This is a genomic window from Bradyrhizobium sp. dw_411 (assembly GCF_018449695.1).
Lineage (GTDB): Bacteria > Pseudomonadota > Alphaproteobacteria > Rhizobiales > Xanthobacteraceae > Bradyrhizobium.
In genome coordinates this window covers 518,929-531,989 of record NZ_JAAVUY010000001.1, presented here as the reverse complement: position 1 = coordinate 531,989, position 13,061 = coordinate 518,929, and the positions used below count along the sequence as shown (strand labels likewise).

The window sequence follows — 13,061 nt, the reverse complement described above, 5'->3', positions numbered from 1 at the left end:
GATTTTCCTTCCCTGCGGCCACCGGTGGACGCCACCGGTGCCCCTGCATTCCATGAAATGAATGAACACCCGAAGCGCTTCGAGCGCATGTCGGTGAAATTGCTCGCGCTTGACAAGCGCTTCCGAGACGCAAGCCTGTTCGGAATCGGAGGCGAAGCGCAATATGGGGCGGATGGGATCGCTCAGTGCCGCGCAGGTGGCTCGGCGATTCTATCGGCGAAATGCTATACCCTAACGACGCCCGCGAAGATCACTGAATGGTCGAATGAATTCATGCGTCATTACTCGACTCACTGGAAGGAAAAAGACGTCCGGCACTTCGTTCTAGCGACGGCGGCGACCAACGTTACCGGCGTCAGAGTTCGCCACCAGATCGAAGCAGAAGAGAAGCGTTTCGCGTCTTTGGGCATCAAGTACGAACTATGGGGTCCTGAAGAGCTGTACGAGCGACTACGAATAAGCCCCGAAGGAGTACGTCGGTTTCTCGGCGAGATATGGGCTCAAATCATCTTCGGGCAGACGAAGATCGGTGCCGATCTTCCCCGATTCGCTCCCTTCCTTGTACCCAGAGCGCCACACCCATTCGTCGGACGCGATCCCGCAGCATCCACTGCAGCGCGATCTTCGACAGACCGCTTTCGGCCTCCGGATAGCGTCGTTCGAGTTGATGCCGACCCTGGTCAGAAAATGCATCACCTGCGGGCGGCCGAAATAGTCGAAGTAGGCGAAAGCCTCTTCGTCCCGAACGAAATCGACCACCGCGGGCTTGGCAGAGAAACGGAGAAACGTCGACCAGAGCTCGGGCGCGCCGGCACGCACCAGCCGGCACAGACCAAGCATGGCGTCGACGTCGGCTGCGGCGTCGTGGAGCGCGCGCGACGGGACGCCGTTCGCCGCGGCCATCGCGCCGAGCCGGTGAGTGGGACGACCGTCGGGCTCCAGGCCCGCGCGCATAATCGATGGATGCAGCGTCGTCGCGGCCCGCATCAAGTTGAGCACGTCGGCGCGCGCGTTGCCGTTCGTGTTGGTCAGAAAGATCGGATGCAGGCATTGATAGAACGCCTGCCGCAAAAACTCCTCGTCGAACCGGATCGAATTGTAGCCGAGAAAGGTCCCCGGGCACCATGAAGTCACCATTTTCGCGATTTCGCACACCATCGAATAGTGCGACTGCCTGAAAGGGTTGTTGGCTTCGGCGAGCGTATGCCCGGTGACCAGCAAAGCCTGCGGGGACGGAACCACGTGAGGCAAGAGACGCGATTTCGTCTCAAACCGGTGGGTCTCGTTGAGGTCGGCGTCAGCCCTGACGGCGGCGAACTGAAGTATCTGGTCGAAGCGCTTGTTCAACCCCGACGTCTCAAGATCGTACAGGATAAATGCCACGACCGCTTTCGCTTACAGTCTTGCGAGCCTGAATTGCAGAGCGGCGAGACTGACGCGGAAGCGGTTGGCCATGCCGATCAGGTAGTCGTCGTCCTGGATGTCGCGGGAAGATTCTAACACCTGCCGCACGAGCCGCTCGGGCATCAGCAGTTCAGAAGCGAACGCATTGGCCTGCTTTTCGAGGGGATCGATGCCTTCGGCCGAAATAGAATCGCGCGGAATGAAATTCCTGCCCTTGTCGATCATCACCGTCGCCTCGAGCTTCGCGCGATGCAGGACCACGTGGGCCAGTTCGTGCGCGATGGTGAAGCGTTGGCGATTCGGATGATGATTCGAATTGACGCCTATCACCGGCTTGCCGTCTCGGATGAACGCCATGCCGGACAGTTCGTCGTCGAAAGGCGTGTATTCGATGCGAACTCCCAAGACCTTCGCGAGCCTGTCCACGGGAACGGGCGGCGCCTTCAATCCCAGTTTCTTGATCAGGGCACTCGCTTGCGCTCTGGCCTCGTCCAGTTCGTTCATTGCCGGCCCCCACCCGTCCGTCTCACGTAGTTCTCGATCTGCGCCCGCTGCGTGTCGCTTACGTCGCTGCCTTCGATCATCAGCGGGCCGCTCGCCTGCTCGAAGGAGAAACTGCTCGGAACGAGCTCGGTGATCGACTTGACCTGCAGCGCTTTCGCCAGCCTGTAGATCTGATGAAGCATCAGCTTCTGTCGCCCGCTTTCGATGTTGGCCAGCGACGCTCTCTTCAACCCGATCATGTCGGCCACCTCCGCCTGCTTCAGACGCAGCTCCTTACGTCGTGCCGCCAGGCTCGCACCAATGATCCGATAGATCTCCAAATCAGACATGTTGATGCAGAGAATCGAAGTTCTGGTCGGCCGTCAACAACGCAAACATTTTTGTGCTTAATAGAAACCTTACCAAAAATTAATATTGCAGGGATGCTTTTGTGGCCGAGACTCGGCTAAGTTGCAAGGAACAAGAATCTCCCCGACTTAGGAGTCGCAATGGCTGTCCCGATCCGACCTCAAACCTTGCGGCACCCGCGGAAAACGACCCGAGGCGAGCCCGCATGATGAAAAGCATAGTGACGCGGTTCCGCGCCTATCAACTTCGAGTTCCCGGCTCGTCCTTCTCACTGTTCGCGGAAGGTCACTTCACGGTCATCGAGGGGCGGCTCACCGAGTTCAGCAAGGTCGCGCTCGTGTACGAGATGCACCGGTGCGGCGTCGAGTTCGCCGATAGCTTACACATCACCAGTTGGGACGCGGACCACTGCAATCGGCACGAATTGCAGGGACTCCTCGACTTGATCCGGCCGCTCCGGATCGAGTGCCCTGGCTACGATCCCTATACCGACCATGGAGAGGGATGCCTCGAGATCATCGCCGCCTACAGGGACGCGCAGTTGAAGGCGAACCGTACGCCGACGGTCCGCCACGTCACGCCCAAGTACATCGCAGGACTGCAGAAAGCCGAGGATCTGGCGTTCGAAGACACGCTCTACAATCCGCTGCATCTCGACGCGGATTGCGCCAACAACAATTCGACGGTGAGGCACTTCCGCAAGGGCAGCTTCAACGTCCTCAGTCTCGGCGACGTCGAATCGCCGAACATCTCGGCGCGTTTGCGCCGCTCTCGGATCCTGAAATCCGAGACCGACGTGATGATCCTCGCCCATCACGGTGCCGACAACGGCTTCACCACAAAGGGCTTCCTCGCCCGCCTGGCACCGCGGCTCGCGATCTGTTCATCGAACTACGGCAACCAGTACGACCATCCGCGCGACGAGATCCGGGACCTGCTGCACGAGCAGGACATCCGGCTGATGACCACTAAAACCGGTGACGTGATCATCAAGTCGATCGGCGACCACACCGGCGCCTATCGCGCCGTCAACCTCAAGGGCAACTCGAAGGACATCTCCTCGACGATGGACTTCCGCTCGAAGAAGGGTCGGATCCTCTCCTTCAACGAAGACACCTTGCGGCAGAGATATCAGGGTCGGAGACGCTACGGCCCATAGGAAAGCGCCCAGAATCCTCAACGCGGCTTTCCGACATCCGGAGATCACCGCATAGATCGGAGATACCGAAATGACGGCCAAACTGACCTTTCATCCCCTCGGCAACGCCGACTGCACCCGCATCGACATGGCCAACGGCCGCAAGATGCTGGTCGACTACGCCGACATGCGCAATCCCGCCGACATGTGGGACGCCCGCATTGATCTGCCCGAGGTGCTCAAGGCCGACCTGCGCGCCGCGAAGCGCGACTACTACGACGTGGTCTGCTACACTCATCTCGACGACGACCACTGCTGCGGTTCGGGCGACTTCTTCTGGCTCGAACATGCCGCAAAGTACCAAAGCGAAGGCCGGATCAAGATCGACGAGTTGTGGGTGCCCGCCGCGGCGATTCTGGAAGACGGCTGCGAGGACAGCGCCCGCATCGTCCGTCAGGAGGCGCGGCACAGGTTGCGGGTCGGCAAGGGCATCCGCGTATTCTCGCGCCCGACCAAGCTCAAGGAATGGCTGGAAAAGCAGGGCCTGACGCTGGAATCGCGCGCGCACCTCATCACCGACGCCGGCCAGTACGTGCCCGGCTTCTCGATGTTCGGTCCCGAACGCGTCCAGTTCTTCATCCACAGCCCCTTCGGCTGGCATCAGAACGAGAGTGAGATCGTCGACCGCAACCAGCACAGCGTGGTCTTCCAGGCGACGTTCCGGGAGGCAGGCCGCGAGACCTGCGCGCTCTTCATGTCGGACATCGACTACGACTCGATCAACCAGATCGTGATCACGTCCAAGCGCCATGGCAACCAGGACCGTCTGCTATGGGACATCTTCAAAATTCCGCACCACTGCTCCTACAAGTCGATCGGTCCGGAGAAAGGCGTCGACGTCACCAAGCCGACCGACGAGGTCAAGTGGCTTTGCGAAACGCAGGGGCGCGAGCGCTCGATCATGATGTCGACCAGTTGGTCGATCCCGTCCAAGGGCAGCGCCGAGGATCTCGATCCGCAGCCTCCGCACCGCCAGGCCGCGGCCTACTACCGGTCGGTCGCGGATCTCAAGGACGGTCAGTTCAAGGTCACCATGGACCTGCCCTCGAAGAGCAAGCCCAAGCCGACGACCATCGAGATCACCGAACGCGGGGCCCAGCTGTTGCTGGTCTCCGCCACCGCCGCCGGCGCGGTGAGCGTGGCGGCGACCCCTGTGCGGGCGGGCTAGGCGTGACGATCCACGCGTGGTGGACCGCCTTCGGCGAGGCGACGGCGCTCGACGACGTCGCTCCCGGACCGGCCCGTTCGTTCGCGGAAGCAGTGCTCGGCGGCCTTCCGTGCACTACGTTCGTCGAGATCAAGGAAGACAAGACGACCGGATATTTCGGCGTCCATGTCGAGATCGATGTGGAGCGCCCCCAGGACCTCGCCCACCCGATCCGCGCCCGCGAGCCGATCGGAATACTCTTTCCGGCGCCGTCGGTCCGTCCGGCAGTGCTGGCGCTGCGGAACGACTTCCCCCACACGATGCATCAGAACGGCGTGCCCGAAGGGATGCCGTTCTCGCTGTGCGTCGACGATCGACCGTGGCCGGAAGCCCGCCTGACATACACGCCGACGGAACTGTCTCGGCTCGTCCAGCTTTGGCTGGCAAAGGCGGCGCGCGGCGAACTCCACGATCCAGCGCAACCGCCGGATCCGCTGTTCTACGGCGCGGACACGTCCTTGGTCCTGCCGCGCAGCGTCTTTGAGGGCGGGTCCACGACTTCCGAGTTCATGGGCTTCGTGCGAGCCGACAATCAGGGCCTGGTCTTCGCCCTTCCGTCCAAGCAGGCCCCACCGGGCGGGATCGGCCTAACCGTGATGGCTTTCGCGCTGCCGCCGCAAGCCATGACCTCGATCCGGCGCCTACCTCGAACCTTGGAAAGCCTAGCGGCCGAACTGGCACCGATCGGCCTCAAGCTGATGGACGAGATCAAGCAGAGATTGAAGGCGTGGACAGGCATCGCCGACGACGGCGTCAGGCGGATGGCCGGCCGTCTTGCAATCGTCGTCGGTCTCCCCGTGACCGCCGAAGGAGGTCGCACCGCCGACGACTTTCGGGCCTTCATCACAACCAACACCGCGGGCGAGATCGGGGTCCTGCTGGGCGTACTGCACGCGAACAACGTCGGCAAAGGCTACGTTCGCGCGTTCCCCGAAGCGCCGGTCGCGGGAGCCGCACTGCCTCTCGTGCCGGCGCAAGTCCATTTCGCCTTCGATCGGGATCTAGCGGCCTCGATCGCCGGCGCAGCGGCCGCCGACCGGAGGAAGGTCGTGCTGATCGGCGCCGGTTCGCTCGGCTCCCAACTCGGCATGGATCTCGCGCGCGAAGGCGCCTTCGAATGGACCGTCGTGGACGGCGACGCGCTCCTGCCGCACAACATGGCGCGTCACGCGCTATTGGCGGACGAGATCGGCGCGCCGAAGGCCAACGCATTGGCAAGGCAGATCTCGGCGCTGCTGAACGAGGCCCAGTCCGCGATCATCGCCAACGTCGTTGCACCGACCGAGGGACAGCAGAAGGCGCTCGATGCGGCCTATTCGGCGGCCTCCGTCATCATCGACGCGTCCGCGTCGGTCGGCGTCGCCCGTCACTTGAGCGATCTGGCGGCGGACGCCAGGCGCGTCTGCGCCTTCTTCAACCCTTCGGGCACGGCCGTTGTCGTGATGACGGAAACGGCCCGGCGCGACATCACGCTGCGCGACCTCGAGGCGCAGTATCACCGCCTCGTCCTGACCGAGCCGTCGCTGGCCGACCATCTCGACGTTCCGCAAGGCGGCGTACGCTACAGCGGTTCTTGCCGCTCGCTGACCAACAGGATCCCGGCGACTCAAGCGGCGGTCCTCAGCGCTTTGGCGGCGAGGGGCGTCGTCGAGTCGCTTTCGACCGACGATGCCAAGCTGACGGTGTGGACGCTCGGCCCGAACTGCTCGATCTCCGTCGTGCAGCGAAACGGCGAACCCGTCACGCGAGTCGAGATCGGCGCCTGGCACGTGAGCTACGATCGCGGATTTCTGGATCAGCTTTCCACGCTGCGCAATGCGCGCCTACCCAACGAGACCGGCGGAGCCATCGTGGGCATCGCCGACCACAGCCGCCAAGCTCTCCATTTGGCTCATGCGTTTCCCGAGCCGGAGGACAGTCTCGGCAGCCCGACGCGCTTCGAGCGCGGCGTCGTCGGTCTCGCCCAATCTATCGACGATGTCACTAGCCGGTCGATGCATCAGGTCAGGTATCTCGGGGAATGGCATTCCCATCCCCGCTATGCGAATGCACGTCCGAGCGACACCGACATCGCCCAACTCGCCTATCTGGGAAGCGAACTCGCGGCGGACAGGTTGCCTGGTCTCATGGCCATTGCGGCCCACTACGGGGACTTCTCGCTCCTCAGCTTCGACCCGTCTCTCTGCCAAGGCGAAGGGCGCCTCCTCAAAGTTGCCATTCACCGTGACGGGTAGAAGCTGCAGCTGACCGACGGATAGGGGACGTAAATCTCCTTGCCGCGGGTAAAGTACCCTACTGGCCGAAGGCTCCGCGGCACCATGACGATTTCGCAACCCCGTACCCGCCCGCTGCTGCCAGTTGATCGGCCGTAGAACGCGGGCCGAGATCATCCGCGCGGTATTGAGGTGTACCGTCGCATCGGCCAAGATCGCGTGGAACCAGACGGAATCGAACAGCGAGCAACCACGATGGCGACGTCTTCAAAGATCAAGATCATGATCTCGAGCAGGTGTAACGACCCCTTCCCGCTCGCCTCGAAGCCGGTCGTCCGGCTCAGCGATTATCCGCCGTCAGATCAAGAAGAAGGTCGAAGCAGAGCGGCTCCTCGGAGAGACGCCCTACGAGGTATGGATCAACGAGGACGCAGTCGCGGACGCCAGTCAGGACTCCTGGGAGGCGTGCATGTCGCAGGCGCGCGACTGCGACATTCTGGTGGCACTCTTCAACGGCAACGCCGGCTGGACGGGGAAGGACGGTACCGTCGGCATCTGCCATGCAGAGTATCAGACGGCATGGGAGCAGGCGCCAGGCAAAACGTTCGCGATCAACATCGGCGAGCCCTCGGCCCCGACGGCACCGTCTTCAGCGGCCGATAGGCTCTTTCAGGCGTACATGGAAAGGGCGAACAGATTCATCGCGTCCGCCAAGGACGGCCCCGCGCTCGAAGCGCAGATATGCAGGACGATCGCCAAGGCCACGGTCATGCTGGTCCAGCGCGGCACGAAGGATACCCGCCGCGGAAGCGGCTATCTCGGCCCGTCGCTCGAGTGGAATAGGCTTGGATACGCGGAGCGCAGCAACCAGATGATCGCCGCCGCGAGATTATCGCTCGCGATGTCCAAGTCCCGCAAGGCAGAGACGAGCGATCGGATATGCGTGCGGACGATTTCCGACAAGCAGATCCTATTCGCGCTCGGCGCCGTTCCCGACTCGATGTCGGTTCCTGCCGCGCGGGAGATGGTCGGACAGCCACACCTCGACGATCACCTTCTGGCCAACCGCCTGGCAGCGATCGATGGCGGGCCGGTCCATCTGGTCGCGTGTCACAAGGCCGCCACCGCCGCGCAATCGCAGCGAATGCTCGGCTTTCCCAACGCCACGGTCGTCGCGGCTCCGTTCGGAATCTACGTGTTCGATCCCGTTCAGGCGATCCAGCTCGTTCTCGTCTCCGGATGCGGGGACGAGATCGCCACCCGGCACGGGATACAGAAGTTCCTCGAATGGTTGGACCAATCCGATCAAAGGGAATTGCTCGTGCGGGGAGCGCAGAAGAGAAAGGCTATCGTCGCCGCGCTCGCTTCCGGCATATAGCCTCCCTAGCTCGGCGACAGCGGGGATATCCCTCCGCAATGTGTCATTGCCGTCGGGACTACCAAGCCTTTCGTCGGGGTCTTCATATCGGACCGATGCTCCTCACCGACCGCACATAAACCTGTGATGACCGCATAGATCAAACGCGGATTCCACTTCACCACGTTTTGATGGCAACGGGCGAGCCGGGCTGATTGGACCAGCGGTCGCCTCGTTCATGCTGACATTCCTCTTCAATCTACTTACCAGCTTCGGCCTGGGCGAGCCGCAGAAGGTCATGCTGCAGGGCGCTATCATTGTGGTCGCGGCTTTGACCTATTCGATGCAGCAGAGAGACCAATGAGAGGCGACCGCTTTTTCCTCGGTGGCGTTGCAAATTTGCAACAAAATAGGAGCCTGATTAAACTAGCTTGCTCGATGGCCGCTTCAAGCTCAGGACTTGCCAATGGTTGACAGAGGAAAGCGGACGCTGCGGTGGCAAGAAAACCTCGAGCGGGCGAAGCCCCCTGCGGAGCGCGAACAGCAATACCCGCCGGTGGACGTGACAAATCCGCCCCGTCACTATGAGATAACGGCGGAGGTCGCAGCGCGAGTCAACACCGAGATAGCGAACTATAACCGCGATCGAAACACGCTTTCCTTATGGAAAGTTCTTACAATCTGCCTTGAAAATAAGATCCCTATCCCTGAAAAGGTGGACAAGTTTTTCCTCAACATTTCGCACAAGCTCGTCGGATATTCGCGGGATGGCCAGAAGGAAGCACGCCAATTTATCTCGGATCTGGTGTTGGGGACCGTGAATGAAGATGGCGGACGGGGGGTGTTTCGATCTTTTCACGATACCGAAAATGAGCGAGATATCGTGCGTCGTGCCGGCGACATCATCGTCCAGAACGCCGGCAAGTTGGAGCCGGAATCGTTGGAAGCAATCTATGGGACCGTAGCGCAGGAGTTCGATGTTCAGCCCGAGCACGTCAAGAAACTGGTTCGACTTTATGAAGCGGACGCTGGCAGTTTTGGGTTTAGGGAGCTGCTGAAAGCCACCACCAGACCTCCCCAGGTGTTCGCGTCCGGCATCGACACCACCCTCGTGAACCCCGACGACAAAGGTCATTCTGAATAACCATCAGATTGAATTTTTAAGCCACTCAGCTTGAAGAAACGGCAGCGAGGTTCGCCGAAGGCGAACTTCGTATGTTATTGAAAATGCTTGTGTTTTATGTCCGCCCATTGTCGGACGCCGAAACTAGCCGGGTTTGACGCTCATCTGCGGCTGCCACCATCCCGACCAGCTTCTCCGCCAATCCCGAGGGTCCGAGCTCCAGCTCGCTTTGAGAAGCTCCATTTCCAGTTCCAGACTTTCGCGGCGCCCATCGTCCATATCCGGAAGGAGTGCGGCCAGCTTGGCGATAGCAACGTCGCGACGTTCCATCTCCGCTATGCGAGCCTCGTGCTCCTGCAATTCCCATCCGGTATCGAGCGCCAGCCATGCGCCGTCCTTAAGAGCCGAGAGCCTGGCCATGCCGACCTCACCCTTCAGTTTGGCTCCGACTGTGAGCGAGCTTGACGCGCCGCGAGCTTGCTCATTCGGTGTGCGACGGGCCGGCGCGCGCCAGCTCAGCGGAATTTTCAAGAGTTCCACCAGGGGAGAGACAACGCCATGATCAGAGCGGGCAGTAAGATTTGGGTTGAGACTCCGGCTCAAGGCGCGAACACCCTGCCAATGAAAACGCACTCGGCTTTCTTGCGACACTCCGGATCGACAAGCGATCTGGACCCTTAGATTGCAAGCCCTTGAAGCCCTCACCACAAACTTGCAGCTCAACCACCGCAGGGCGGCCCCTACATGGGCATCGGGAATAGAGAGAAGAAGTCGCGTTCTCTGTGATGTCTCCTCCTGCGACTCATGACGGTACATCCAGTGCAATACCGGCGAGGATGAGCCACACCAGTCCTTGAGCCGCATGCCTAGTTCATGCGTGAGTTTGGAAACTAGAAGAGCATTTCCGTTATTGTCCGGGTGCCCGGATCCCGAACAACTTATCGTCAGTCGGAGATTGAACAGCAAGCCGTAGCGTTGCGGCAGAAGCGACGCTGCCTCCCAATGGGGACGCACGTCGTTCCACGAGAGATACGCCTGATCTTCGGATAGTGCGGTCGATCGCACTCTCACGATCGCTTTCGTCAATCCAACTGCCGGCTTTTTCGTCTCAGCCCCAATCACCGGCAACGGGTTGAACAGCCGGTTGACCCTGCTCAAGATCATCGCAAGGCTGTGGTCGGTGACTTTCGTGTTCGAGGTGAGTGCAGCGATGATGCTTTCCCAATAGGCCCCCGACTCCAGTCCCAACGTGCAAGCGCGGGCCGCGAACGCATCGACCAGTTCCTCTTGTGTTTCCGAACCCACGTTCTGCATGATAGGATCTTCGCGATGGATGCGCCGGAAACTCTCGAAATACTGGAACACGAAAAACTGGTGCAAGAAGTCCAGCTTGCGCTCCGGGGTATCGGGCCATTCCTCGACCTCCTTCAACTGACCCTGAAAATCGCTGGCCAACAGGGCTCGGACGAACGCCGTCAACCGGTCCTCGAAGCTGAGATTGAGCGCAAGACGCGCATTAGCGCCGTCAACGGGACCGAACTGACAAGTCTTTTCTACTGCTCGCAGCATAGCGCGAGGGCCGCCTGACGCCGCCTTAAAGATGAGGCGAAACCCCTCCCGGTCGAATGACAGACCTTCGCGATTGCAGACGCCCGTGAGCAGTCGGAAGGCCTCGGCCTCGTTCAACGCACCAAGTTCGAAGTTGGACAACCTGCTCCGCAGGGCCTCGGAAATCAGGTTCAATCTGTAGGTCAGGAGAATAAAGCTAGTCCACTGCGGCGGGGCCTCCAGAATACGCAGCAAGGCGTCCGAAGCCCGCCTGGACAGATTATGCACTTCATCGAGCAGTACGACACGGCGACGCGCAAGGAATGGCGCAACTCGGGCATTCTCCAATAGGTCCTTGACCTCCTCGACCGTTGAATGCTCGCCGCATTGCAGCGCATGAAAGCTGACGGCATCGCGCCCGTGATCGCCGAACTCGCGGCAAAGATCGCATCCGCCGCAGGCCTCCCCGTCGGCCGGACTGTCGCACAGCAGGGCCTTTGCGTAGATCAAGCCTGACGTGGTCTTGCCGGTCCCGACTGGACCGGCCACCAGCACCGATCGCCCCTCACGTGTGCGAATCTGCTGGCGCATCCAGGTGACCAGAGCGTCTTGCCCGACGATTTCTGAGAACCGTCGCGGACGATATTTCTGAGCAAGATCAGTCACCTGAGTTTCCCACACGTTTGGCCATACAAACCTCAGATGGTTACAGACCCCGAGCGGTCGATCGAGGGCCTAAGCCGCGGTGGCTCAGGCCCCAGCCAAAACGAGGGGCTTGGACTAGGAAGGCGGGTTTTCCACCCAGCATCCACGTTCGCGTGATGCCTTTCTAAGGACTCCCAAATGCTTCAAGACCAGCCTCTCCCGCAGACCCCTATGCCCACGAGGAAGTTTGCGGTCCACAGCGACCAATTAAAGGCGGTCGCGCGTATGATCAGCTTGCCCAGCCGGTCAAGCGAGACGATCGCGATCACCCTCTCGACCGACGAGCTCCGGCTATCTGAATCGACCAAGAACGGTGACTTTTCGATCGCCATGACGATCACGCCAGCCCGCCCGCTGGACCTCAAGGAAGGGGACACCCTCAGCTTTGAGATCTCGAAACGGTTTCTGTCCTCGTGGGGCAAGCACTATAAATGTGAACTGTTCTTTGAATTGGACAAAGATCAAGACACGTTAGCGTGGCAAGGGCCAGAGTCCTCATTTCAGATCAATGCACCCGTTCGATTTGTCGAACGGCAGAAGCACGAAGAAGAGCCGCGTCATCTCGCCACCCTCGACGCTCAGATTCTCCGTGACGCGATTCGCTATGCCGCAATCCTGATCGACAATCGCCCTCCCAAACTCCAGGCCTACGACGGGCTCGAAATCAGTGGCGGTTCCGCAAAGAGCGGCTATCTGCGTGGCGTGTCATTGTATAAGTCCGGCAACCTGCCAGATACTTTGAAGTTCATGCTGCCCAAGCGGAATGTGACCAACACACTCGCCGCCATCGGCAAGATGCAGGGCCCGATCGACGTTACCGAGACAGACCAGGCGGTCTTCATCAAATCTGGCAACACCGAACTCTCCTGGAACAAAGCTGGCCGTCTCCAATCACTCGATCGTATCTTGGGTACCGCGATGGAGGCGACGCTCAACGTTTCCGTCACCGAGGCACTCAACAGCGTGCTGATCGCCAGCATCGGGTCCGATAGGGGCCGAATTGTTCTCGAACAGTCTGATCAAGGCCCCTCGCTTTCCCTTCTGTCGATTGCGACGTCCGCCAGATATGATGTGGCCTTAAAAGGCAAGTTCCGCGAATGCAATCTGTCTCCGGGAGCGAAACTCGAGATCAACATTGATCTTAGAGACCTGCAACAGGTACTGCTCAGCATCCGCACGCTGGATGCTGAGGTCTCAATCAGCAAACGTCTGCTTATCTTAAAATCCGTTTGCGAAGAATATAATGAGGTATCCGCTCTCGCCAACCTCGCTTGAAGCATCATCAAAGCCCATTACGCGTCAAAAGCCCCCGCCCTCAACGGTGGGGGTTTTCGTTTGTGCTACCAGCACCCGCCCAAAAGGTCTGTCCTTTCATTCATCGATTGAAACAGCAATTTCTGTCCCAGATGAGTGAATCTCTGCAGCCGCAAAACCTGCGGTGAGCAACCAGAGGT

At 60.4% G+C, this 13,061-nt stretch carries 11 protein-coding genes; 7 read left to right on the top strand and 4 right to left on the bottom strand.

The genetic code is table 11. The features are described 5' to 3' along the window. Positions 1-450: 450 nt before the first annotated feature. Genes HB676_RS02505 through HB676_RS02495 form a run of 3 tightly spaced genes read right to left on the bottom strand, consistent with a single transcriptional unit; the run spans position 451 to position 2,237 of the window. Positions 451-1,383 carry an exonuclease domain-containing protein gene (locus HB676_RS02505; protein WP_213736058.1) on the bottom strand — a complete coding sequence of 311 codons (933 nt, stop codon included), beginning with the start codon at positions 1,381-1,383 and terminating at the stop codon, positions 451-453. A gap of 12 nt (positions 1,384-1,395) precedes the next feature. Next, positions 1,396-1,908, bottom strand: coding sequence for an ImmA/IrrE family metallo-endopeptidase (locus tag HB676_RS02500; RefSeq protein WP_213736057.1), 513 nt, complete (start codon positions 1,906-1,908; stop codon positions 1,396-1,398). Next, a complete protein-coding gene (locus HB676_RS02495) occupies positions 1,905-2,237 on the bottom strand; it encodes a helix-turn-helix transcriptional regulator (RefSeq protein ID WP_213736056.1) in 333 nt (110 codons plus the stop codon). Before HB676_RS02495 ends, HB676_RS02500 begins: the two co-directional genes overlap by 4 nt. A 227-nt stretch (positions 2,238-2,464) precedes the next feature. On the opposite strand from HB676_RS02495, the gene HB676_RS02490 reads away from it, so the two are divergent. The 6 genes from HB676_RS02490 (at position 2,465) to HB676_RS02470 (ending at position 9,375) form a co-directional block, all read left to right on the top strand. Beyond that, positions 2,465-3,415 (top strand): hypothetical protein, encoded by a 951-nt coding sequence (locus tag HB676_RS02490; protein ID WP_213736055.1) that lies wholly within the window; start codon positions 2,465-2,467, stop codon positions 3,413-3,415. Between the two features lie 70 nt (positions 3,416-3,485). Next, positions 3,486-4,622, top strand: a complete 1,137-nt coding sequence (locus HB676_RS02485) for a hypothetical protein (RefSeq protein WP_213736054.1) — start codon at positions 3,486-3,488, stop codon at positions 4,620-4,622. A 2-nt stretch (positions 4,623-4,624) separates the two neighbouring features. Further along, positions 4,625-6,895: a ThiF family adenylyltransferase gene (locus HB676_RS34200; RefSeq protein WP_213736053.1), complete on the top strand. Its 2,271-nt coding sequence runs from the start codon at positions 4,625-4,627 to the stop codon at positions 6,893-6,895. Positions 6,896-7,220: 325 nt separating this feature from the next. Beyond that, positions 7,221-8,252, top strand: coding sequence for a DUF4062 domain-containing protein (locus tag HB676_RS02475; RefSeq protein ID WP_213736120.1), 1,032 nt, complete (start codon positions 7,221-7,223; stop codon positions 8,250-8,252). 217 nt (positions 8,253-8,469) lie between these two features. After that, on the top strand, positions 8,470-8,595 hold the full coding sequence (locus HB676_RS34015) for a hypothetical protein (protein ID WP_275944904.1): 126 nt from the start codon (positions 8,470-8,472) through the stop codon (positions 8,593-8,595). A 102-nt stretch (positions 8,596-8,697) separates the two neighbouring features. Next, positions 8,698-9,375: a hypothetical protein gene (locus tag HB676_RS02470; RefSeq protein WP_213736052.1), complete on the top strand. Its 678-nt coding sequence runs from the start codon at positions 8,698-8,700 to the stop codon at positions 9,373-9,375. 123 nt (positions 9,376-9,498) lie between these two features. Here the strand turns inward: HB676_RS02470 and HB676_RS02465 are convergent, their stop codons facing one another. Continuing rightward, positions 9,499-11,568 carry an AAA family ATPase gene (locus tag HB676_RS02465; RefSeq protein ID WP_213736051.1) on the bottom strand — a complete coding sequence of 690 codons (2,070 nt, stop codon included), beginning with the start codon at positions 11,566-11,568 and terminating at the stop codon, positions 9,499-9,501. A 264-nt stretch (positions 11,569-11,832) separates the two neighbouring features. On the opposite strand from HB676_RS02465, the gene HB676_RS02460 reads away from it, so the two are divergent. Beyond that, on the top strand, positions 11,833-12,882 hold the full coding sequence (locus HB676_RS02460) for a hypothetical protein (RefSeq protein WP_213736050.1): 1,050 nt from the start codon (positions 11,833-11,835) through the stop codon (positions 12,880-12,882). The last annotated feature ends 179 nt before the right edge of the window (positions 12,883-13,061 follow it).

Coding starts and splice junctions, on each gene's coding strand:
- HB676_RS02485 (WP_213736054.1), top strand. CDS start 3,486: ATGACGGCCAAACTGACCTTTCATCCCCTCGGCAACGCCGACTGCACC.
- HB676_RS02500 (WP_213736057.1), bottom strand. CDS start 1,908: ATGAACGAACTGGACGAGGCCAGAGCGCAAGCGAGTGCCCTGATCAAG.
- HB676_RS34015 (WP_275944904.1), top strand. CDS start 8,470: ATGCTGACATTCCTCTTCAATCTACTTACCAGCTTCGGCCTGGGCGAG.
- HB676_RS02490 (WP_213736055.1), top strand. CDS start 2,465: ATGAAAAGCATAGTGACGCGGTTCCGCGCCTATCAACTTCGAGTTCCC.
- HB676_RS02460 (WP_213736050.1), top strand. CDS start 11,833: ATGATCAGCTTGCCCAGCCGGTCAAGCGAGACGATCGCGATCACCCTC.
- HB676_RS02495 (WP_213736056.1), bottom strand. CDS start 2,237: ATGTCTGATTTGGAGATCTATCGGATCATTGGTGCGAGCCTGGCGGCA.
- HB676_RS02470 (WP_213736052.1), top strand. CDS start 8,698: ATGGTTGACAGAGGAAAGCGGACGCTGCGGTGGCAAGAAAACCTCGAG.